This is a genomic window from Sphingomonas sp. 22R3R2A-7 (genome assembly GCF_036856055.1).
In the GTDB taxonomy this organism is placed as follows: domain Bacteria; phylum Pseudomonadota; class Alphaproteobacteria; order Sphingomonadales; family Sphingomonadaceae; genus Sphingomonas.
Genome location: NZ_JASPFR010000001.1, coordinates 3,923,967 through 3,945,593, shown reverse-complemented (window position 1 = coordinate 3,945,593; position 21,627 = coordinate 3,923,967). Strand labels below are relative to the sequence as shown.

Annotated in this window: 17 protein-coding genes and 1 pseudogene; 11 read left to right on the top strand and 7 right to left on the bottom strand. The window is 65.4% G+C overall.

Annotated elements, in window-relative coordinates; genetic code table 11:
* Positions 1–55 precede the first annotated feature (55 nt).
* The 4 genes from QP165_RS18955 to QP165_RS18940 all read left to right on the top strand — a co-directional run bounded on the left by QP165_RS18955 (position 56) and on the right by QP165_RS18940 (position 3,658).
* Positions 56–1,627, top strand: a complete 1,572-nt coding sequence (locus QP165_RS18955) for a cytochrome ubiquinol oxidase subunit I (protein WP_333996814.1) — start codon at positions 56–58, stop codon at positions 1,625–1,627.
* 13 nt (positions 1,628–1,640) lie between these two features.
* Positions 1,641–2,780: a cytochrome d ubiquinol oxidase subunit II gene (gene cydB / locus QP165_RS18950; RefSeq protein ID WP_333996813.1), complete on the top strand. Its 1,140-nt coding sequence runs from the start codon at positions 1,641–1,643 to the stop codon at positions 2,778–2,780.
* Between the two features lie 26 nt (positions 2,781–2,806).
* Entirely contained in the window at positions 2,807–2,920 is a 114-nt protein-coding gene (cydX, locus tag QP165_RS18945; protein WP_082446254.1) for a cytochrome bd-I oxidase subunit CydX, read from the top strand.
* 63 nt (positions 2,921–2,983) lie between these two features.
* Positions 2,984–3,658, top strand: a complete 675-nt coding sequence (locus QP165_RS18940) for a Crp/Fnr family transcriptional regulator (protein WP_333996812.1) — start codon at positions 2,984–2,986, stop codon at positions 3,656–3,658.
* A 30-nt stretch (positions 3,659–3,688) separates the two neighbouring features.
* Here QP165_RS18940 and QP165_RS18935 read toward each other — a convergent pair whose 3' ends face one another.
* Both QP165_RS18935 and QP165_RS18930 read right to left on the bottom strand, forming a co-directional pair.
* Complete coding sequence (locus tag QP165_RS18935) at positions 3,689–4,222, bottom strand: hypothetical protein (protein ID WP_333996811.1); 534 nt, start codon at positions 4,220–4,222, stop codon at positions 3,689–3,691.
* 182 nt (positions 4,223–4,404) lie between these two features.
* The gene (locus QP165_RS18930) at positions 4,405–5,322 is read right to left on the bottom strand and encodes a hypothetical protein (RefSeq protein ID WP_333996810.1); all 918 of its coding nucleotides are present in this window, start codon (positions 5,320–5,322) and stop codon (positions 4,405–4,407) included.
* On the opposite strand from QP165_RS18930, the gene QP165_RS18925 reads away from it, so the two are divergent.
* From QP165_RS18925 to QP165_RS18910, 4 genes and pseudogenes are all read left to right on the top strand, one after another.
* Positions 5,321–5,470 carry a hypothetical protein gene (locus tag QP165_RS18925; RefSeq protein ID WP_333996809.1) on the top strand — a complete coding sequence of 50 codons (150 nt, stop codon included), beginning with the start codon at positions 5,321–5,323 and terminating at the stop codon, positions 5,468–5,470. The two genes, QP165_RS18930 and QP165_RS18925, sit on opposite strands and share 2 nt — an antisense overlap.
* Positions 5,471–5,678: 208 nt before the next feature.
* Positions 5,679–6,344: pseudogene (locus QP165_RS18920) on the top strand (glycoside hydrolase family 125 protein); the annotation flags it as partial.
* A 73-nt stretch (positions 6,345–6,417) separates the two neighbouring features.
* Positions 6,418–7,131 (top strand): glycoside hydrolase family 125 protein, encoded by a 714-nt coding sequence (locus tag QP165_RS18915; protein ID WP_333996808.1) that lies wholly within the window; start codon positions 6,418–6,420, stop codon positions 7,129–7,131.
* Between the two features lie 40 nt (positions 7,132–7,171).
* Positions 7,172–9,499, top strand: coding sequence for a GH92 family glycosyl hydrolase (locus tag QP165_RS18910; RefSeq protein WP_333996806.1), 2,328 nt, complete (start codon positions 7,172–7,174; stop codon positions 9,497–9,499).
* Positions 9,500–9,531: 32 nt separating this feature from the next.
* On the opposite strand, the gene QP165_RS18905 is transcribed toward QP165_RS18910, so the two are convergent.
* Positions 9,532–10,770 (bottom strand): amino acid deaminase, encoded by a 1,239-nt coding sequence (locus QP165_RS18905; RefSeq protein ID WP_333996805.1) that lies wholly within the window; start codon positions 10,768–10,770, stop codon positions 9,532–9,534.
* 89 nt (positions 10,771–10,859) lie between these two features.
* Between QP165_RS18905 and QP165_RS18900 the strand changes: the two genes are divergently transcribed.
* The 3 genes from QP165_RS18900 to QP165_RS18890 are packed head-to-tail and all read left to right on the top strand — an operon-like array spanning position 10,860 to position 14,053.
* On the top strand, positions 10,860–12,317 hold the full coding sequence (locus QP165_RS18900) for an N-acyl-D-amino-acid deacylase family protein (RefSeq protein ID WP_333996804.1): 1,458 nt from the start codon (positions 10,860–10,862) through the stop codon (positions 12,315–12,317).
* Between the two features lie 4 nt (positions 12,318–12,321).
* Complete coding sequence (locus QP165_RS18895) at positions 12,322–12,714, top strand: RidA family protein (protein ID WP_333996803.1); 393 nt, start codon at positions 12,322–12,324, stop codon at positions 12,712–12,714.
* A gap of 1 nt (position 12,715) precedes the next feature.
* Positions 12,716–14,053: a GntT/GntP/DsdX family permease gene (locus tag QP165_RS18890; protein WP_333996802.1), complete on the top strand. Its 1,338-nt coding sequence runs from the start codon at positions 12,716–12,718 to the stop codon at positions 14,051–14,053.
* Between the two features lie 72 nt (positions 14,054–14,125).
* Here the strand turns inward: QP165_RS18890 and QP165_RS18885 are convergent, their stop codons facing one another.
* The 4 genes from QP165_RS18885 to QP165_RS18870 form a co-directional block, all read right to left on the bottom strand.
* Positions 14,126–16,711 (bottom strand): glycoside hydrolase family 3 protein, encoded by a 2,586-nt coding sequence (locus tag QP165_RS18885; RefSeq protein ID WP_333996801.1) that lies wholly within the window; start codon positions 16,709–16,711, stop codon positions 14,126–14,128.
* A gap of 72 nt (positions 16,712–16,783) precedes the next feature.
* On the bottom strand, positions 16,784–19,801 hold the full coding sequence (locus QP165_RS18880; RefSeq protein ID WP_333996800.1) for a TonB-dependent receptor plug domain-containing protein: 3,018 nt from the start codon (positions 19,799–19,801) through the stop codon (positions 16,784–16,786).
* 274 nt (positions 19,802–20,075) lie between these two features.
* On the bottom strand, positions 20,076–20,819 hold the full coding sequence (locus QP165_RS18875; RefSeq protein ID WP_333996799.1) for a TorF family putative porin: 744 nt from the start codon (positions 20,817–20,819) through the stop codon (positions 20,076–20,078).
* On the bottom strand, positions 20,816–21,265 hold the full coding sequence (locus QP165_RS18870; protein ID WP_333996798.1) for a hypothetical protein: 450 nt from the start codon (positions 21,263–21,265) through the stop codon (positions 20,816–20,818). The genes QP165_RS18875 and QP165_RS18870 overlap by 4 nt, the downstream gene beginning before the upstream one ends.
* Positions 21,266–21,627 lie beyond the last annotated feature (362 nt).

Sequence of the window (21,627 nt, the reverse complement as noted above, 5' to 3'; positions counted from 1 at the left end):
GTGCCTAACGCCTTCGAGGACAGGGCCGGTCGACGGCCTTTGGGGGAGCGTCATCATGGACCTTGCGGTCATCGACCTGTCGCGGCTGCAATTCGCGCTGACAGCCTTGTACCATTTCCTGTTCGTCCCGCTGACCCTCGGCCTTTCGATGATGCTGGTCATCATGGAGTCAGTGTACGTCATGACGAACCGACCGATCTGGCGCGTCATCACCCGGTTCTGGGGACGGATCTTCGCGATCAACTTCGTGCTGGGCGTCGCAACCGGGCTGACGATGGAATTCCAGTTCGGCACCAACTGGTCGTATTTCTCGCATTATGTCGGCGACATCTTCGGTGCGCCGCTCGCGATCGAGGGGTTGATGGCGTTCTTCCTCGAGGCGACCTTCGTCGGGCTGATGTTCTTCGGATGGGAGCGGCTGACGAAGCTCGGCCACCTGATCGTCACGTGCATGGTCGCGCTCGGCACCAATTTGTCGGCGCTGTGGATCCTCGTTGCAAACGGCTGGATGCAGAACCCGACCGGCGCCGAGTTCAATACCGACACGATGCGGATGGAAGTCAGCGATTTCGGCGCCGTGCTGTTCAACCCGATCGCGCAGGCCAAGTTCGTCCACACCGTCAGCGCGGGCTATGTCTGCGCGTCGGTCGTCGTGCTCGGCATCTCGGCCTTCTGGCTTCTCAAGGGACGCTATACCGCGGTGGCACGGCGTTCGATGACGGTCGCCGCCGCATTCGGGCTTGCCGGGTCGCTCTCGGTCGTCGTGCTCGGCGACGAGAGCGGGTACGCACTGACCGACAACCAGCGGATGAAGCTCGCGGCGATCGAGGCGGCCTGGCACACCGCCCCTGCCCCCGCGGGCCTGACCCTGTTCGGGTTGCCCGACGTCGCCGCACGCGAAACCCGCTATGAGGTGCAGATTCCGTGGGTGCTCGGGCTGATCGCGACGCGAAGCCTCGATAGCGAGGTGACGGGGATGTCCGAACTGGTGCTGAAGGCGCAGGAACGGATCACCTCGGGCGTCATCGCCTATGATGCGGTCGAGCATCTGAAGATCGACCGCACCAATATCGCCGAACGCGCGCGGTTCGAGGCGCACAAGCGTGATCTGGGCTATGCGCTGCTGCTCAAACGCCACATCGCCGATCCAAGGATGGCGAGCCCGCAACTGATCGCCGCGACCGCGTGGGACGTCGTCCCGAACGTGCCGCTGATGTTCTGGAGTTTCCGGATCATGGCGTTCATCGGCTTCTTGATGATCGCGCTGTTCGGCACCGCCTTCGTGCTGACGTCGCTCCGACTGCACATGCAGACGCGCTGGTTCCTGAAGCTCGCGGTCATCGCGATCCCGCTGCCCTGGATTGCGATCGAGCTCGGCTGGATGCTTGCCGAGATCGGACGACAACCCTGGGCGATCGAGGGGGTGCTGCCGACATTCCTGGCAGCGTCGTCGCTGACCCGCGGGGTGCTGTGGACGACGATCATCGGCTTTACCGCGATCTACGGCACGCTGGCGGTCATCGAGGTGCGGCTGATCCTGTCGACGATCCGAAAGGGCCCGTTTGAGGATCACGAGGATTTCCGGCCTGCGCCACACGTCGCTCACGACGTCGCCGTCACCGCCTGAGGGGAGACCAGACATGTTCGACTATGAAACGCTGCGTCTGATTTGGTGGGCGCTCATGGGGGTCCTGCTCATCGGCTTTGCGCTGACCGATGGCTTCGATCTGGGCGTCGCGGCGATGCTCCCGTTCGTCGGCCGTACCGATGCCGAGCGACGGATGGTGATCAACTCGATCGGTCCGACGTGGGAGGGTAACCAGGTATGGTTCATCCTCGCCGGCGGCGCGATCTTCGCGGCGTGGCCGTTCGTCTATGCGATCAGCTTCTCAGGCTTCTATCTCGCGATGTTCCTCGTACTGGCCGCCCTGATCTTGCGCCCGGTCGGCTTCAAATACCGCTCGAAGCGCCCGGATCCGGCGTGGCGGTCGCGGTGGGACTGGGCGCTGTTCGCGGGCGGTTTCGTGCCGGCGCTCGTGTTCGGCGTGGCGGTCGGCAATGTCCTGTCGGGCGCGCCCTTCCGCCTCGACAGCGATATGCGCACGGTGTTCGACGGCAGTTTTCTCGGGCTGTTCTCGCCGTTCACGCTGTTGTGCGGGCTGCTGTCCGTGTCGATGCTGATGCTTCACGGCAGTGCATGGCTGGCGATCAAGATCGAACATGGCGCGGTTCATGATCGCGCCCGCACATTCGGGACGGTCGCCGCGTTGGCCTCGCTCATCTTGTTCGCGGTCGGCTGGGGCTTCGTCGCGCAGGCGGATATCGGCTTTCGCATCGTCGGTGCGATCGATCCCTCGGGCCCGTCCAATCCGTTGCACACCACGACCGAGATCGCGCGTGGCGCGTGGCTCGCCAACTATGGTCGCTACCCCTGGATGACGATCGCCCCCGTGCTCGGGTTCGGCGGAGCGGCACTCGCGCTGGTCGGGATCCGGCGGGGCTGGGAACGTGCAGCGTTCGCAGGGTCGTCGGCATCGGCCACGGGCATCATCGCAACCGTGGGGCTGTCGATGTTTCCGTTTATCCTGCCCTCCAGCATCGACGCGCATTCGAGCCTGACGCTGTGGAACGCATCGTCGAGCGCGCGGACGCTCGGCATCATGCTGCTCGTCACCGTCGTGCTGCTGCCGATCGTGCTGGCCTACACCGCCTGGGCCTACTCGGTGATGTTCGGCCGGGTCACGACGCGCGAGGTCGCGACAAACCCCGATTTCTATTGAGCCTGCATCATCAAGGACATCTAATCATGTGGTATTTCACCTGGGTTCTCGGCCTCGGGCTTGCGGTCGGCTTCGGCATCCTCAATGGTATCTGGCATGAGTTCCATCTGCCGATCGCGGATGATGGGGACAGCGCCTGAACGCATTACGCCGCTGCAAATAATTCACGCGGATATTCGCGATGGTCATACTATACCCGGTCAATGGCTCACCACGATATCTGCGCGGATTGCGCCGTCCGCGACCAGGCTCTTTGCAGCAGCCTGACCGATCTTGAGCTGACCGCGCTCAATACGCTTGGCCGCCGCCGCAAGATTACACGCGGCCAGACGTTGATCTGGGCGGGCGACGACAGCATCATCTGTGCAAACCTCCTGTCCGGCGTGCTCAAGCTGGTCGCGGCGACGCCTGATGGTCGCGAGCAGATCGTCGGGCTGCTGTACCCCGCCGATTTCGTCGGCCAGCCCTATGCCGGCCAAGCCGATTTCACGATAACCGCGCTGACCGACGCGGAACTCTGTATCTTTCCGCGCGACGCGTTCGAACGCGTGCTTGAGGATCATGCGCGGATGGAGCGACTGCTGTTGCAACGCACGCTCGCCGCGCTCGCGGTGGCGCGGACCCGGATCCTGTCGCTGGCGCGCAAATCGGCGCAGGAGAAGATTGCAGGTTTTCTGCTCGACATGGCGTTGCGCGCGTCCGCGACCGGGTGTCGCGCGACGCCCGGCGGCCCGATCACGTTCGATCTGCCACTGACGCGCGGCCAGATCGCCGACGTGCTCGGACTGACGATCGAGACGGTCAGCCGTCAGATGACCCGGCTGAAGGCCGCAGGCGTGATCGCACTCCCGGGGGCGGGCGATCACGATCTCCGATGAAGGCGCGTTGCAGGACTTGGCCGAAGCCGCCTAACCCGCGCGTCGCGCGCAAAGGCTGTCGATCAACACCGCCCGCGCCGTGTGACTGAGGCGCGGGGCACCGAGCAGCAGCACGACCAGCTCGGTGAAGGCCATCGCCGCCCTGCATCCTTCGAAAAAACCGCGCAGCATGAAGCCGAACGCTTCCGCCCCCGGTCTCGAAGCACCGGACAGGACCGCCACTATGTCGTCCGCATCGATCGCGTCGCTCAGATGCCGTGCGCGGATCCGCCCGAGCAGCGCAGCCGTCAGCGCGTCAACACCATCGCGCGCGAACAACGCATCGATCACGGCATTTTCCTGATCGAGATGCCCGGCGATGATTGCCTGCAAGCTCCGGCCGAGGGCGCCAGCGTCGTCCTGCGAAAGCGTGTCTGGCAACAGATCGGCGCATGCCTCCAGACGATCGCACAGACCGTGAAGCCTGGCGTGATCAGCGACCAATGCCTGCAGGTCTGTCGCATCGATGACATGCCGGTCCCTGCCCGACGCCCGGCCGTCGCGCTGTCCGTCATGCTCGGTCATCATCCCTCCTCGTCCGGGCAGCTTGCACGGCACCGGGGATGCGGCATTGACGATGATCAAACGCTGCGCTGCGGCGCGCTCCTCCGCCCCGCCCCCGTTTGCAAATGCACCGCCGGAGATGGGGCACCCCTTACGCAGGATGCCCGCACGTCGTACCGCGCCCTCGAGCGGGGCAGCCTGGGTCAGTCGACCGTTCCCGTATGCATGAGATGCCGGACGTCGCGCGCGATCTGGTTGTTCGCCCCGAGCCGTTCGATCAACTGCGCCTGACGGCTTCCGCGCAGCCCGGCCGTCGTCAGATGCTTGTCGCGCACATAGGTGTAGACGCCACTGACGGCGAAGGCCGAGGCATAAGCGACATGCGCCTTCTGCGCGTCCTGCGTCGCCAGAAAGACGTCGGATTCGAAAAACCTGCGACGGGTGAGCGGGGACTCGAACGCGAGTTCGATCACCGCGATTATCGTGCGTGGCGCGGGGACATCATGATCGACGTTGGGCGCAGGCGGCGCGGGCTCTGCATTGTCGTACCGGTCGGGCAGGTGCAGCCGAAGCTTGATCACCGCGTCGTCTGCCGCCAGCGTCTCGGCAAATCCGCGCATGAACTCGCCGAATGCTTCCCGATCCTCGGTGGCGGCACCAAGATGGACGTGGATCCGGTCCAGACCGTCATCGCCGTTGGGTACCGGATCGGCGACGCGGTCGATCAGCGTCCGCGAGCCCTGTGGCAACGCATAGGCAACCGTCGCCGCAAACATGTTCTGCTCGTCGGCGAACAGGATGTGGCTCGCGGCATTGAAGACATCCTGATCCGCCTTCGACGCGAAACCGATCTCGACGCCGCCGTCGAGTTGATAGTCCGCAAACGTCTCGATCCCGTCAATCGCAGGCCAGAGGTGCGCGTCCTGCTCGCGGTTCAGATGATGCTGGACATACCAGGCGAGCCCCGGGATGCGCGCGCACAACGGCCCGTGGACGTCGCGCCAGTAGGTCGCGAACACCTCGTGGGGAACGCGGGGCCGGCGCAACACCGTCGTGTAGCTGTTGATCGCAATGCTGGCATCGCGCTCCGCATAATCGGTCGCGCGAGAGACTTTTACCATGAATGAGCTCCTGATCGTACAGGTGCCCAACGCGCGCGCCGAACATGCGGCAGCCGGTGGGGCTCCTATTTATTCGGCGCTCGCCGCGAACGGTCACGCCGGCCGCCTTGCCGTCACAGCGGCGTCGAACGGGCCGCAAAGCGAATAAGGAAAATTACTTTCCTCTTTCGCTTGATCCACATGCCTGACCTCGTTATCAAGTTCATAATTATAGGATACCTCGATCGCATTCGGCACAGCGATGATTTCGGAATTGCCAGAAAGTCCCGATGCCAAACACCGTACAACATCGGACGATCCGATAGCTCCAACTACTCTTGGAATAAGCTATCTTCTATTATCGAGAGAATATCCGGATGAACGATTTCACTCTGAGAGAACTTAGTCGTCGCGAAGGTTTGGCGATGTCGGTCAGCGCAATGCTTCTAGCAGCTACACCCGCCAGCGCTCGAAACCATGCAGGCCCGCTCGATCGCCGTCCGCCCGTTGCGCGCAGACGCTTCGTAAGCATTGCCGTCGAACGCGAGATCGCGCGCGTAAAGGCGAAGATCGCGGACCCCGGCCTCGCGCAATTGTTCGAAAATTGCTACCCCAACACGCTCGACACCACCGTCTTCACCGGCACGATCGACGGCAAGCCCGATACGTTCGTGATCACCGGCGACATCGAGGCGATGTGGCTGCGTGACAGTTCGGCGCAACTCCAGACCTACGTCCATCTGTGCCGCCAGGACCCTGCGCTGCACCGGTTGTTCCAGGGTGTGATCCAGCGGCAGGCGCGCTGCATCCTGATCGACTCCTACGCCAATGCGTTCATGGCGGACCCCACCGCCAAGTCGAACCTCGGCGCGATCACCGACATGACCGAGATGCGGCCGGGCGTCGCCGAGCGAAAGTGGGAACTCGATTCGCTCTGCTATCCGATGCGGCTGGCGCACGCCTATTGGAGCGAGACGAAGGACACCGTTCCGTTCGATGGCTTGTGGGCCAAGGCAATGGCACGCGCCGTAGCAACGATGCGCGAACAGCAGCGCAAGACCGGCGACGGACCGTATACGTTCGAGCGAGGTCAATCGCCACGCGACCGAGACGCTGATGCTGAAGGGCATCGGCGCGCCGACGAGCAAGGTCGGCTTGATCCATTCGATGTTCCGGCCTTCCGACGACGCCTGCACGCTCCCCTTCCTGATCCCGTCCAACCTGTTCGCGGTCGCCGCGCTGCGGATGCTGGCGAAGATCCATGCCGAGGCACGCCACGATACCGCTGCCGCGGCCGACTGCATCGCATTGGCAGACGAGGTCGATGCCGCGCTCAAGGCGCATGGCCAGATGGACGACGGCAAGGGCAGCAAGGTCTGGGCGTTCGAGGTCGACGGGTTCGGCAATGCGATCTTCATGGACGACGCGAATGTGCCGAGCCTGTCCGCGCTGCCGTTGCTGGGCGCCGCCCCACGGACCGATCCACTGTATCGCCGCACCCGCGCGCTCGCCTGGAGCACGCGCAATCCGTATTTCTTCAGCGGCACCGCGGCCGATGGCATCGGCGGTCCGCACAAGGGGCTCGGCATGATCTGGCCGATGTCGATCATCGTCCGCGCGATGACCAGCGATGACGATGCCGAGATTCGTCAATGCCTGAAGTGGCTGAAGACGACCGATGCGGGCACCGGCTTCATCCATGAATCGTTCGACAAGGACGATCCCGCGCGCTTCTCGCGCCCATGGTTCGCCTGGGCGAACGGCCTGTTCGGCGACTTGATCCTCGACCTCGAGCGTCGTCGCCCCGCGTTGCTGGCCGAACGTTTTTGACCCTTTTCCCCGCACCCTTCCCGATTCAGGAGAGTATCGCTTGATCCGCGCCAACCGCCGCCAGTTGCTCGCAGGCTCGGCCCTTGCCGCGCTCGGCACCGCCTTGCCGTCCGTCGCTTCGGCGCAATCGTTCAGGGCGGCGGTCAAGAACACGGCCCCCAATCTGTTCGTCGGCACCGACGGGCACGGCCACACCTTCCCCGGCGCGACGATGCCGTTCGGGATGGTGCAGTTGTCCCCCGACACCAACAATTTCGGCTGGGATGCCTGCTCGGGCTATCACCAGTCGGATCGCTCGATCATGGGCTTCTCGCACACCCATCTGTCGGGAACCGGGATCGGCGACATGCTCGATGTGCTGGTCGTGCCGACGCGCGCACCGTTGAAGCTCGTCCCCGGATCGCGCGAGAACCCGTCCTCGGGCTATCGCCAACGCTATAGCGAGGAACATGCCGAGCCCGGCTATTACCGCGTAAAGCTGGACTCCGGCGTCGTCGCGGAATTGACCGTGACCGAACGGACCGGATTGCACCGCTACACCTTCGCCAAGGGCCCGGGACATATCCTGATCGACTTCACGCATTGCAAGCAGGAGACCGAGGCGGAGCTGATCCGGATCGAGGATGCCTCGCTAGCCCTCAGTGACGATGGGACGCTGACCGGCAGCCGTCAGGTCTTCCGCTGGGCCGAAGGACGCCGGATCCACTTCGCGATGCAGCTTTCGCGCAAGCCCGACCGCGTGCAATTCTACGGCGACGACGATCGCCCCGTCGCGCCGGGAGCAAAGGGCGTGACCGGCCACAAGCTCAAGGTGGCGTTGTTCTACGACGATGCGGGCGCCGCGCCGATCCTCGTCAAGACCGGGATCTCGGGGGTCGACGTCGCTGGTGCGCGCGGGGCGCTGGCGGAAGCACCGGGCTGGGCATTCGATCGCGCCAGCACCGCCGCACGCCGGACCTGGGCAAAGGAGCTCGACATCCTGCGCGTGTCCGGCGGCACGCCCGAGCAGCACACGATCCTGTCGAGCGCGCTCTACCATACGCTGATGGGGCCGACGTTGTTCAGCGACCGCGACGGGCGCTACATGGGGCTCGACCAGCAAGTCCATACGCTCGCCGCCAGCGAGCGTGCGTACAGCGCCTATTCGCTATGGGACACGTATCGCGCGCTGCATCCGCTGATGACGCTGGTGCGCCCCGACATGGCCGAACGCTTCGTCCACGACCTGATCCGCCAGACGCAGCAAAGCCCGTACGGTCCGCCGACCTGGCCGCTCCAGGGGTTCGAGACGGGGTGCATGAACGGCTGGCATTCGGTCGTCGTGCTCGCCGAGGCGCACGCCAAGGGGATCAAGGCCGATTACGCGGCGGCCTGGCCCAACATCCGCAAGCGCGCGTTCGATGCGAGCTACAAGGACAGCCTCGCGACGCTCGGGCGCGACCATTACATGAAGCTCGGCTATATCCCGGCGGACAAGATCAAGGAGTCGGTCAGCCGTACGCAGGAATATGCGTATGACGATTACGCCATGGCGGCACTGGCCGACGCAATCGGCGAGCGCAGCGATGCGGCGGTCCTGCGCAAGCGCAGCGGCAACTGGCGCAACGTGATCGACCCGAAGATCGGCTTCGCGCGCCCGCGCTTTGCCGACGGAAGTTGGTGGGCGGCGTATGATCCGGTCACGCTCGGTCACATGCCGCAACCGCGCTGGCGTGATTATACCGAGGCCAACGGCTGGCAGGCGACGTTCCTCAACCAGCATGACATCTACGGCATGATCGCGCACATGGGCGGCGACACGGCGTATGAGGCGAAGGTCGATTCCTTCTTCAACGCGCCCTCCACCCTCCCCGACAATGCGCCACCCGACATCGCAGGATTGGTCGGGCAATATGCGCACGGCAACGAGCCTGGCCACCACGTCGCCTATCTCTATGCCTATGTCGGCGCGCCGTGGAAGACGCAGGCGATGATTCGGCGGCTGTGCGCCGAGATGTACAAGAACGATCCCGACGGCGTGATCGGCAACGACGATTGCGGGCAGATGAGCGCGTGGTTCATCCTGTCGTCGCTCGGCTTCTATCCGGTCGACCCGACGACGGGGATCTATGTGCTGGGATCACCGCTGTTCGACACCGCGGAACTGCGCGTCGGTGCGGGCAAGACCTTGCGCGTCCGCGCGATCGGCAATGCGCCCGACCGGCCCTATGTTCAGTCGGTACGCTGGAACGGCAAGCCCTGGACGAAGAACTGGATCGCCCACGCCGACATCATCGGCGGCGGGGAGCTCGAGTTCACGATGGGCGCAAAGCCGTCGCGCTTTGGCGCAGGGGTCGCGGATCGTCCGCCATCCGCGCCACGCGCCTGACGAAACCGGGCGGGGGTCGCCCCCGCCCGCCTTCAGAAGAACGTCTCCACGACGTCGATCACCGTGAAATCGTCATCGACCACGAGGATCTTGCGCCATTTGTCGAAGGTAAGGCACGGGTGCGATATGTCGAACGCGATCACGTCGCCGACCGCGATGTCGTCGCCCGGCGCGATCGTCAGATACGCATGCTGGTCCATCAGACCGGTGACTTCCCAATGGACCGGTGCCTCGGCGGGACGATCGTCGCGGTCGGGGCGGAACAGCGTCGCCGGGCGCGGCAACCCCGCGTCGAACGCGACGTCGCGTTTGCCCATCGCGATGATCGCACGCGTCGGATCGGGGATCGACTGCACCACCGCCCAGATCCGCAGTGCCGGGAGCAACGCCTCGCCGAAGGTCGGGGCGACGGCGTTGCGCTTGAGGATCGCCTCCTGCGCGACCCGGTACAATCCGTCGTCATGGCTGATATAGCAGCCTGGGCGCAGCACGACCTCGACCTCGCCCGCCTTCGCCATCGATGCGGTTTCGTCGGCGACGATGTCATACCAGGCGGACCCCGCCCCCGACAGGATCGCCGGCGTCCGGTCGATCCGATCGTCCGCGATCAGCCGCTTGGTCACCTCGACCGCGCGACGGACGAACCGGCGGACATGCGCTTCGTCGGGAAGCACGCCCTCGTAGAATTCCACGCCGCCGAGCCGCAGTTGACCGCGCCATGCATCGAGCGCGGCGAGAACCTCCGCATGCCCCGCTTCGTCACGAACCCCGGCGCGATACCCGGGCTGATCTGGCTCCGGCGCGAGTTCGATGAGCACGTCAAGCACCACGCCCGCCGACCGGCATCCTTCGCCGAGCAACGCGACCCCCGCCGCGGAATCGACGATGCAGATCACCTGCTGCTCGGGGATCGCCAGCAGACCGACGACCGCAGCGACATTCGCCTTTCCGACGATCTGGTTCGCGATCAGGATCCGACGGACGCCGTGCGCCGCCGCGACCTGCGCCTGCTGGCTCGTCGCAACCGTGATGCCCCACGCGCCGTGCGCAATCTGCCGCTGGAACAGCTTGGGGGCCATCGTCGTCTTGCCGTGCGGCGCGAGCGAGACGCCATAGGCGTGGATGAACGACCGCATCCAGTCGAGATTATGCTGCATCCGCCGCTCGTTCAGCACCGCCGCCGGGAAGCTGACATCGCCCCGCAGCAGGTTCCAAGGGTCGGTGCCTTCGGTGCCTATCCCCTTGTGAAGCTCCAGCTTCTGGTCGTTCACGCGCTTGCTCCTCGTTAAAGAAAATTGTTTACATTATTACCCGCCAAGGTGACAACGCCGTTGTGACCGGAAGCGTCGGGGATAGTGGAATGACACGGACGATCATCGCCGGGGTGAGCGTGTACGACGGTACCGGCGCCCCCGCCTATGAAGCGGATGTCGAGATTCGCGACGATATCATCGCGAGCATCCGCCCGGCCGCTAGCCATCCCCCGACCGATTCGATCGATGGACGCGGGCTGGTGCTCGCGCCGGGCTTCATCGATGCGCACACCCATGACGATTTTGCGGTGATTGCCGCGCCCGCCATGACCGCCAAGGTGACGCAGGGCGTGACCACCGTCGTCGTCGGCAATTGCGGGATCAGCGGCGGCATGGATGTTACGGCGCACGGTGACCTGCCCGATCCGCTTGTGCTGTTGGGTGCTGCGGACGCATTCCGCTACGACGACTTTGCCGCTTATGCGCAGGCGGTGGATCGCGCGGGCCCGGCGACCAATGTGGTCGCGCTGGTGGGGCATACCGCGCTGCGCGCGCGGCATATGGATACCCTCGATCGCGATGCGACGGGCGCCGAACGCTCTGCAATGCGAGATGATCTGACGACCGCGCTTAATGCCGGCGCGTTCGGGTTTTCCACGGGACTCGCTTATGCCAACGCCAATGCGGCATCGACCGAAGAGGTCATGATGCTCGCGGAGGCACTGCGCGACACTACTGCCCTGTATTGCACGCACTTGCGGAGCGAAGCGGGCGAGATCGTCGCCGCGCTCGACGAGGCGTTCGCGATTGGCCGACACGCCGCCGCACCGGTGGTCGTCTCGCATCTCAAATGCGCGGGCGCGCCGCAATATGGCCGCAGCGGCGAAATCCTCGCGATGCTGGAAACGGCCGCGTTGGCGCAGCCGGTCGGGTGTGACTGCTACCCGTACACCGCCAGCTCCTCGACGCTCGACCTGAAGCAGGTCGTGCCGGAAACCCCGATCAAGATCACCTGGTCCGAGGCCGAGCCTGCGCAGGCTGGGCGGATGCTCGCCGACATCGCGGCAGACTGGGGCACCGATCTGCGGACGGCCGCCGAGCGGCTGCAACCGGCGGGCGCCGTCTACCACTGCATGACCGACGGCGACGTCGACCGGATCCTCGCACACGACCTGACGATGGTCGGGTCGGACGGCCTGCCGTGCGATCCGCGCCCGCATCCTCGTCTGTGGGGCAGCTTTCCGCGCGTGATCGGCCATTACGCGCGCGACCGCGGACTGTTCTCGATGGCAACCGCGATCCGCAAGATGACCGGCCTTCCCGCCGACCGCTTCGGCCTGAGCGACCGCGGCTATGTGCGCGAAGGGCTGGCGGCGGATCTCGTGCTGTTCGATCCAGCGCAGATCGGCGACCGCGCCACCTACGACGATCCGACCGTTCCTGCTGCCGGGATCGTCGGCGTGTGGGTCAACGGCATCGCGACCCTGACGCTTGCGGGCCCGACCGGCGCACGCGGCGGCCGGATGCTGAGGCGTCCAACCCATCCCACCACCAAAGGACTTTGAAGACATGACCGACGAACTCAAGCGCTACGGCGTCGAAGGCGGCAGCGGCACCGGTGGCCAGCATCTCCCGTTCGCGCGCGCGGTGCAGGCCGATGGCTGGCTCTACGTGTCGGGCCAGGTGCCGATGGTCGATGGCGAGGTGATCGACGGCGGGATCATCCCGCAGACCCACCAGGCGATCCGCAACGTCCTGAAGATCCTGGAAGAAGCCGGCTACGGCCCCGAACATGTCGTCCGTTGCGGCGTGTGGATCGACGACGCGCGCGACTTCATGTCGTTCAATCGCGTGTTCAAGGAATATTTCGGGGCGAACCCACCGGCGCGCGCATGCGTCGTTTCGCAGATGGTCGTCGACTGCAAGGTCGAGGTCGACTGCATCGCCTGGAAGAAGCCCTAAGATGGCGCCGGGCGGCCTGCTCCTGATTGAGGCGGGGGTCGCGGTCGCCCTGCTCATCGTGCTGATTGTCCGGGTTCGACTGAGCCCGTTCATCGCGCTTACCCTCGTCTCGCTCGGGCTAGCGCTGGTCGTCGGAATTCCGCTCGGCGGGATCGTCAAGAGTTTCGAGGCAGGGGTCGGCGGCGCGCTCGGCCATATCGCGCTCGTCGTCGGGCTCGGCACCATCCTCGGCAAGATGATGGTCGAGTCGGGCGGTGCCGAGCGGATCGCGGATACCGTCATCGGCTTCTTCGGGCCCGCGCGCGCCGACTGGGCGATGATGACGGTCGCGCTGATCGTCGGCCTGCCCGTCTTCTTCGAGGTCGGGTTCGTCCTGCTCGTGCCGATCGTCTTCACGCTCGCGCGGCGGCTCGGGCAGCACCCAATGCGGATGGGGCTGCCAATGGCGGCAGGCTTGTCGGTCGTCCACGCAATGGTCCCGCCGCATCCCGCCGCTTTGCTCGCGACTCAAGCGTATAACGCCGACGTCGGTCTGACCGTGCTGTTCGCGCTGATCGTCGGCATCCCGACGGCGGCAATCGCGGGGCCGCTGTATGGGCGGCTGATCGTCCCACGGCTGGCGCCCCTCCCGATCGCACCTCTCCCGGTTGCGGACGAACATGACGACCGAGCGCTCCCCGGCTTCGGGATAACGCTCGCAACCTTGCTGCTTCCGGTCGTGCTGATGATGGCTGGAAGCCTGGCGACCGCGGTCGCCGTGCCGGGATCGACCCTTGATGGCATCTTGCGCTTCGTTGGAACCCCCGTGGTCGCGCTGCTCGCCGCGGTGCTAGTGAGCTATTGGACGCTCGGCCTCGCGCGCGGGATGAACCTCGGCACGATCCAGAAATTCACCAACGACTGCCTCGCGCCCACTGCGATGATCACGCTAGTAGTTGGCGTCGGCGCGGGGTTCGGACGGGTGCTGATCGACAGCGGCGTATCCGACGCGATCGTCGCCGCAGCGACCAGCGTGCATCTGCCGATCGTACTGCTCGCCTGGTTGATTGCCGCGCTGATGCGCGTGGCAACCGGATCGGCGACGGTATCGATGGCCACCGCCGCCGGAATCATCGCGCCGCTCGCCGCCGCCAATCCTGGCATCCGCCCCGAGTTGCTCGTCCTCGCGACGGGTGCGGGATCGGTGATCCTGAGCCACGTCAACGACGGCGGCTTCTGGCTGGTGAAGGAATATTTCGGGCTCAGCGTCGCCGACACGATCCGCAGCTGGACGGTGTGCGAGACGCTGATCTCGGTCATCGGGCTGGTGCTGACGCTCGCCCTGTCACTGGTGGTCTAGCACCCCGTTCACCGTTGTCCGGTGGAGGACCCCAAAATCGACGCAGCTAGCGCGCGACGTCGCTGCGAACAGTCATTTCGGAAGCACGATGCGATCGCCAGTGATGGTCACGTCGGTCCACACACCCCCACCCGTTGCCTCGGCATCACCCGGTTGTCCGCCGGCCACGAACAGCCGGTAGTGCCCTGGAACGATCGCGCGCGTACCGTCACGCTCGACGAGGCTGAGGCTGCGGGGCTCGATCGTGAGTGCAACCGCACGGCGTTCGCCGGCGCGCAGCGTGGTCCGGCTGAACCCCACGAGTTGCCGCTGCAACACGGGCGTGGTGCGGCCCTGTTCCTGCGGCGCGGTCGGCGCGAGATAGGCCTGTACGACCTCGTCACCCGCGACCTTGCCGACATTGCGGATCCCGACCGTCACGACCAGCGGCTGCCCCGCCACGATACTCGTCGTCGCGGGCGAAACAGCGCCATACGCAAAGCGCGTGTAGCTGAGCCCATGGCCGAACGGATACAGCGGCGTGCCGGTAAAGAAGCGGTAGGTCCGGTTCTTCATGCTATAGTCGATGTACGCAGGCATATCGCGCGTCTGCGCATAGACCGTCACCGGCAGCCGCCCGCCCGGATTGATATCCCCCGCGAGCATCCGCGCGATCGCCGTCCCGCCCGACTGGCCGGGATACCAGGCCGCGACCACCGCATCGGCATTCTGCTTGCTCCAGGCATCGGCAATCGCCGAGCCGGTCATCTGCACCACGACCAGCGGCTTCCCTGCGCTCGCGAGCGTCTCCAGCAGCACACGTTGCGGCTGGGGCAGTTCGATCGCGGTGCGATCGCCGCCGATGAACCCGGGAACGTCGAGCCGCAACGCCTCGCCTTCCAGCGTCGGGGAGAGCCCTGCGAACACCACCACCACGTCGGCCTCGCGCGCAACGGCCAGTGCTTCCTCGCGTTGCGCAGCATCGGGCGCAACCCAGCGCAATCCGATCCCGCCGTCTTCGCTAACATGGCGATATTCGATGCGGATCGCGTGCGGCTTCGCGTCGTCGAGGTCGACGCTCGCCTCGACTGCGCTGTCATCGCCGGAGTCGGTGATGATCGCCTTGTCGTCGAGCCATAGCTGCACCGGGTCATGCCCGTCGCAATCGAAACAGCGCGCGACGTCCAGCCGCAGGCGATAGCGTCCCGGCGCGGGCGGCGTGAGTTGCCCGGTCCAGCGGACTCCATAGCCCTTTTCCGCCAACCCCGGCGCAGGCGGCGCACGGTCCCAGTCGAAGTCGATCTTGCGGTCCTGCCGGATCGTCGCGGCCGCCCCGGTCATCGCGCTGGTCCGGAAATATTCGCCCTTCAGCCCGGGCTTGCCCCCTGCCGACAAAGCGGTCTCGGGCACCGGCAACGGCACCCCTTCGGCAAGGCCGCTACCCTGCGCATAGCGGACCTGCGCCGCACCGAAGCGCGTGCGGATCCCCTCCAGCGGGGTAACCGGGGCCGCGGCGGTGCCATGATAATTCGCCTCGAGCACATCGAGCGAGTCCGCATTCGGCCCGATCACCGCGATCTTGAGACCGGGCCTGAGCGGAAGCCGGTCCTTGTTGGTGAGCAGCACCAGCGACTTTTCCGCCGCGGTCTGTGCCAGCGCGCGGTGCGCCTTCGTATCCACCTGCGATGGCTTGATCCGATCCCACGGACTGCGTTGTCCGAAAGCGATCCCGAGCGCCGCGCGCGACGACAGCACCCGGTGCAAGGCGGCATCCACGGTGGCTTCGGGAACGAGGCCCTGGCGGACCGCGACGGGCAGCGCATCGTAGCTCGGCCCGCAATCGAGATCGGTCCCCGCCGAAAGCGCCGCCGCGGCAGCGCCGGGCAGGTCGGGCTTGTAGTAATGGAAGGTGGTGATGTAGCCGACCGCGTCGCAGTCCGACACGACCATCCCGCGCAAATTCCAGTCACCGCGCGCACGGTCGTTGAGCAGCGCTGCCGACGCGCACGCCGGCGTGCCGTGCAGCGAATTGTACGCGCACATGATCGATCGTGCGCCGCCCTCGATCACCGTGCGGCGGAAGGCGGGGGTATAGGTCTCCGCCATGTCGCGCGGCGACACGTCCGCATCGAAGCTGTTGCGCCCGGCTTCGGGCCCCGAATGCGCGGCATAATGTTTGGGGGTGGCGATCGCCTTGGGGTGGTCGGGATCCGGCCCCTGGATTCCTCGCACGAACGCGACGCCGAGCGTGCCGGTCAGATACGGATCCTCGCCATAGGTCTCCTGCCCCCGCCCCCAGCGCGGATCGCGGAAAATGTTGACGTTGGGCGACCAGATATGGAGGCCCGAGAAGCGACGCCGGTCGCTGCCCTTCGGCTTCGCATTGTATTTCGCGCGGGCCTCGGTCGAGACGACGTCGCCGACCTGGTGGAGCAGGCCGGTGTCCCAGGTCGCGGCAAGCCCGATCGCCTGGGGAAAGACGGTCGCGATCCCGTCGCGCGCGAAACCGTGAAGCCCCTCGCTCCAGTAATCATATCCGGGCAGGTTCAGCCTGGGCACCGCCGGCGCGGTGCTGCCGAGCTGCGCCGCCTTTTCCTCGAGCGTCATTGCCGAGATCGCCGCCTCGACGGCCGGCGTGGTGGTCTGGGGACCGGCGGCCATCAACAGAAAGAGCAGCATCGACGTCCCTCGCAACAGGCCGGAGTATCGAGGGCCGGATCGCGCCGATCGGCTATCCGGCCCGCGTTCGCGTCAGAAGTTGGCGCGCATGCCGACCCGGAACGCACGACCGACCACGTCGTAGAGGCCCGGATTGGTCACATCGCTCGGGACCGTCGCTGCGTCCTTGTTGAAGACGTTGTCGACCTTGACGTACCCCTGCACGGCGGGAGTGAACTTGTACGACGCACCGACATCGACATACAGCGCGCCATCGAGATGGTTACGGTCGATCGTCGGATTGTTGATCGTCGATACCGGGCAGTCGGTCTGGCACACGACGAACTCGTTGCTGATCACGCCCGCGCTGATCCATCGTTCCTGAAGCGTCAGCGCGAACAGGTCGGTCGTCCAGTCCTGCATCGCGAGGACCTTCCAGCTCGGCGTCGCACCCTGCCCCAGGTTCACGCCTGCGCCCTGGATCGGGATCGTGTTCGGCAACCCGCGATCGGACACGAAATTCTTCACGTGCGTGGCGAGGCCGCGCACCGTGGCCCGGCCGGGCAAGCCGATGCCGGACAACGGGATCTGATAGCTCGCCTCGATGTCGAAGCCGTCGGTGAAGATCGACGCGAAGTTGAACGGCTGGACCGTCACCGATGCGTTGTTCGCATCGCTGATGTCGAAGCTGTTGCAGGTGAACGTCACGCCCGCGAAGCAGAGGTTGATCTGCGTCTGCGCGTCCAGCGCCGCGATCGCGCTGTTGATCTTGATCCGGTAATAATCGACCGAGATATTCAGCCGCGGCGCCCAGCTCGGGCGAGACAGGATGATGCCGAACTCGGTATTCCGGGCGACTTCGGGGCGGAGTGCGGGGTTGCCCGTCGTCGTCTGCAGCACGGTCAGCGTGCGTCCCGGGGTGAACGGATCCGTCGTCCCCGTACGGTTGCTCGTGACCGGCGCCGCGAACAGCTCGCTCAGATTGGGTGCGCGAATGTCGCGCGACGTCACGCCGCGAAGCCGGATGCCGTCGAGCGGCGTATCCCACGTCCCCCCGATCTTCCACGTATAGACGGTTCCCGACGTGCTGTAGTTCGTCGCGCGCGCGGCGCCGTTCAGGTTGGCCTTGCCGATGGCGTCGGAGTCGAACAGCGGCGCGTTCAGTTCGAGGAACGTCTCATACACGCTATAGGCGCCGCGCCCGTCGCGGTAGTTGCCGGCATACCAGTTGCCACCCTGTGGGTTGAGCAGCGGATCGCTCGGATACTGGTCGTTATACGCACCGCTGGCCACGACGCCGTTGCCATAGGGATCGGCATTGACGCTGTAGAATTCGTGGCGGTACTCGCCGCCGAACGCGAGCGCCAAGGGCCCCGCGGGGAGTTGCAGCGGTTCGCCACTTACCGAAAAGCTGGCGACGTCCTGCGTCTGGCGGGTGTGCTGATAGGGGCCGTTTTCCGGCGTGATGTAGTTCAGCGCGGCGGCGCTGGGCGTCTGTCCGCCGATGATGTTGATCGGGACGCAGCCGCTGGCGACGGCGACCGGATTTGCGCAGGTGATCGTCCCGTCAGGCGCGCGGACCGCCTGGATCGCGGCATTGTACCGCGGGATCACCGGGATATCGTGAACCGTGATATCGGTGATCCCGGTGCCGTGCGCGTAATAGGCGTCGTAACGCCAGTCGCTGCCGAACGCCTGGACCTTGCCCTTGGCCCCCGCGACGAACCGGTACTGCTCGCGCTCGGTTCGGACGGTGATCGGATTCGGGAAGATCGCGTTGCTGACGCCGTAGCGGAACTCCGTGATGCCATTCGCGTCGCAGGCGGCCTGAACCGATGCCGGGACATAGGGATTGGAGCATTGCAGCGTCAGATTGCCGAACTGGGCGGACCCGATATTGGGGATGTTGCCCGTCGTGACCCGTGCAACGTTCACCGTCGTGTAGATTTCGTTGTCGGGCGCGATATCGAAGCCGATCCGGCCATAGCCACTCAGGCGCGTGATCGAGGATTTGAGCGAGTTCGCATTGGTCACGTTGCCCGACCGGTCACCGCCCTCGCAGACGCCGTTGAAGCAGCCCAGAACATTGCCATTGGCGTCCCGCGCCGGAACGCCGTTCGACCCATAGTCGAACTGGCGCGGATTTCCGTCCATATCGAACGCGGTGCCCTGTAACGGGCCTGCCGTGATCAGCCCGTAGAGCGCCGTGTTGTTCGCCTGCGTAAAGCTGCGGTCGAGATATTGCGGCAGCCCGTCGTCCATGATCCCGCGGTTGATCAGATTGCGCGAGACCAGCCAGTTGCGTCCGCCCGGACCGCTGCCGTTGGGATCCGAACCGACGCCGAACCCCGCCGACCCGATACCGTCTTCATGACTGTATTCGCCGCTGCCGATGATGTGGAGCCGGTCGTTGAGAAGTGATTTCCCGACCGCAGCCTGGACTGTGTAGTTGCCGTCGTCGCCATATGTGCTGACCCCCGACTGGAGGTTGGCCTTGAACCCGGTGAAGCGCGTGTTGGTCACGAAATTGACCACGCCGCCGACCGCATCGGATCCGTAGCTTGCGGACGCACCGCCCGTGACGACGTCGACGCGGTCGATCAGCAACTGGGGGAAGAGGCTGACGTCGGCGACGCCGGTGACGTTGGCGCCGACGACGCGCTGGCCGTCGATCAGCGTCAGTGTCCGGATCGGCTGCAGACCACGCAGGCTGAGTGCGCTCAGGCCCTGCACGCCCGTCGAGGTGCCGTTCGATCCCACCGTTGCGCCCGTGCTGCCCTGCAGTGACGGCAGCTGCGCCACGGTGGTAAACACGTTTGGCTGCGCGTTCTTGCCGATCGCGTCCGCGTTGAGGACCTGGGTCGGCGTCGGTGCCGTGAAACCGGACGCGGTGATACGCGATCCCGTGACCACGATGTCGGATTGACCTGAGGCGGGTGCCGCCGGCGCCTCGGCAGCCTGCGGGGCTTCCACAGCCTGTTCAACGGGGGCCTCCGGCGCAGGTACCGGCGCGGGCGCGGTCGGCACCTCCTGTGCGAGCGCTGGCGATGCCAGCATCGTCGATGCGATGAACATCGCTCGCAGCGATTTCAGAGTGGTGGCCCGCTGCATCAGAATCTCCCCTTGTGGCCGCGGGGCCAATTGGGACCTCCGAGACTGAAACTTGTCCTAAATCAATCAGCCACCCTGCCGCAATAAATATTTCATCAAGTTTCTTTATCTATTAGATTGGAATTCTTTGTCAGGGTTGATCGTAAGCGTCGCATTGCAGCATCGCCCGATCGATACCGAACGGGCGCCGAGATGCCGTCGGGAAGCGCGAACTGCCCGACGGCCTAACGTCTCGCGAGAATTCGAGCCGGTGTCGTCCGGCTCTGCAGATCTGTCAGAACGAAATCTGCACGCGACCGAGGACCCTGTCCGCCACGTTGCCGCGATCGGCAAATCTGTTGGCGTCGCCCGCCCGGGCAACGTCAGTGCCGACATAATCCACGCCCAGCGTCAACCGATCACGACGATGTTCGAGCCCAAGCCGCCAATTGGTGTAGCTTCCGCCCGGTCGAAGGCGCTCGGCACGAACGGGGTCGCTGACACTGCCGGTCGAATGGCCGAGTTCGCCGAGTATCGTGAGCGGCGTACCCGGGATACCGGCATTGGCGCTCGCATAGAGATAGACGTTGCTGCCGCCGATCGCCCGCTGCGACGGGGCCGCCGTGGCACCCAGCGTCGCGTATACCGGACCATAGGCATAGCTTGCCGATACCGCACCCTCGACATAGTCCATCCGCCCCCGCGCACCGGCGAACGCATGCCCGACGGCATCGGTGCGGATCCGGACCGCGCCAAGGTCCCAGCCGGTCCCGACGACGAGGTCGACCACCGCATCGGCGCCGTCATGTCGCGTGCTGCCACGCGTCGTCACCGCCCGCGCCGATGCATCGATCGCCCCCAGAGAGACCCGAACGTCCCCGGCGGCGGCGGCGCGCCCCTCGGTCCAGCTCAGGCCCCGCCGCACCTCGTCGGTCATGACCTCGACAGAGGCCGAACGGGCATTCTGGGCAACTGCCGGCGTCACGAGCGCCCAGCCCGCGACACCGAGCAGGCCTGCCCGCGTCAGATTCGCGATCATCCGGCGCGCTGCTCGCCGTGGATCCGATCGAGTTCGGCACGCAGTATCGCTTCGTCTTCCTGCGCCACGACCATCAGATGACGCTTCATGTCCGCGGTCTTGTCCGCAACTTCCCGCGTGATCGCTCGCCGGCTTGCGACGCACCAGCCAGGCCGGGTACCCGAAACGCCAGGCTCGCTGTCGATGGTGCGGACAAGGCTGGTACCCGATGCCGCGACGGCATGACGCGCCACGGTCATGGTTGCAGCCCAGTCGCAGCGCAACGACGACGCTCGGCCGCCGGGGGATACCGCGCCGACCTGCTTGTGCGTGATGGCGACATCACCGCGATATTTCACGGCGACCGGACCCGTGTGATGATCGACTTGATTCTGGTGATCCACGGACATGCCGATCACGGCGCCAGTGGCGGCGAGTGCCAGCCCGGCTGTGAGTAGATACGCCATATGTGCTCTCCTTTTGCTCTTCCGATCACGACGGATCGGGACTGCTGATCCTTTCGGATGATGGATCGGACCAGCTGAGATGAGAGGAGGCAATCAGGCCAGGCCTAAACATCGAGCTACCCCGATGCGGTCCGACATCACGTTCGACCGAAGACAAGCGCCAGAGGGGCCCGGCCCGCCTGTTCAAACTAACGTTTCGGCAGCGAGGGTCAAGATGATTATAGGTAATCACCGCAGCTGTTGACATGAAACGCGCGCATCACGATGTTACGTCGATGGATGCTCTTGCAACCCATAAGCGTTTTCGCGACCACGCCGGCCAACTCGCCGCACGCGATTAGCCCGAGCTCGCGACTGCGTGT

Bases quoted from the DNA above. Each gene is read 5' to 3' on its own strand.
- QP165_RS18955 (WP_333996814.1), top strand. From the start codon at position 56: ATGGACCTTGCGGTCATCGACCTGTCGCGGCTGCAATTCGCGCTGACA.
- cydB (WP_333996813.1), top strand. From the start codon at position 1,641: ATGTTCGACTATGAAACGCTGCGTCTGATTTGGTGGGCGCTCATGGGG.
- cydX (WP_082446254.1), top strand. From the start codon at position 2,807: ATGTGGTATTTCACCTGGGTTCTCGGCCTCGGGCTTGCGGTCGGCTTC.
- QP165_RS18940 (WP_333996812.1), top strand. From the start codon at position 2,984: ATGGCTCACCACGATATCTGCGCGGATTGCGCCGTCCGCGACCAGGCT.
- QP165_RS18935 (WP_333996811.1), bottom strand. From the start codon at position 4,222: ATGACCGAGCATGACGGACAGCGCGACGGCCGGGCGTCGGGCAGGGAC.
- QP165_RS18925 (WP_333996809.1), top strand. From the start codon at position 5,321: ATGAATGAGCTCCTGATCGTACAGGTGCCCAACGCGCGCGCCGAACAT.
- QP165_RS18930 (WP_333996810.1), bottom strand. From the start codon at position 5,322: ATGGTAAAAGTCTCTCGCGCGACCGATTATGCGGAGCGCGATGCCAGC.
- QP165_RS18915 (WP_333996808.1), top strand. From the start codon at position 6,418: ATGCTGAAGGGCATCGGCGCGCCGACGAGCAAGGTCGGCTTGATCCAT.
- QP165_RS18900 (WP_333996804.1), top strand. From the start codon at position 10,860: ATGACACGGACGATCATCGCCGGGGTGAGCGTGTACGACGGTACCGGC.
- QP165_RS18895 (WP_333996803.1), top strand. From the start codon at position 12,322: ATGACCGACGAACTCAAGCGCTACGGCGTCGAAGGCGGCAGCGGCACC.
- QP165_RS18890 (WP_333996802.1), top strand. From the start codon at position 12,716: ATGGCGCCGGGCGGCCTGCTCCTGATTGAGGCGGGGGTCGCGGTCGCC.
- QP165_RS18885 (WP_333996801.1), bottom strand. From the start codon at position 16,711: ATGCTGCTCTTTCTGTTGATGGCCGCCGGTCCCCAGACCACCACGCCG.
- QP165_RS18880 (WP_333996800.1), bottom strand. From the start codon at position 19,801: ATGCAGCGGGCCACCACTCTGAAATCGCTGCGAGCGATGTTCATCGCA.
- QP165_RS18875 (WP_333996799.1), bottom strand. From the start codon at position 20,819: ATGATCGCGAATCTGACGCGGGCAGGCCTGCTCGGTGTCGCGGGCTGG.
- QP165_RS18870 (WP_333996798.1), bottom strand. From the start codon at position 21,265: ATGGCGTATCTACTCACAGCCGGGCTGGCACTCGCCGCCACTGGCGCC.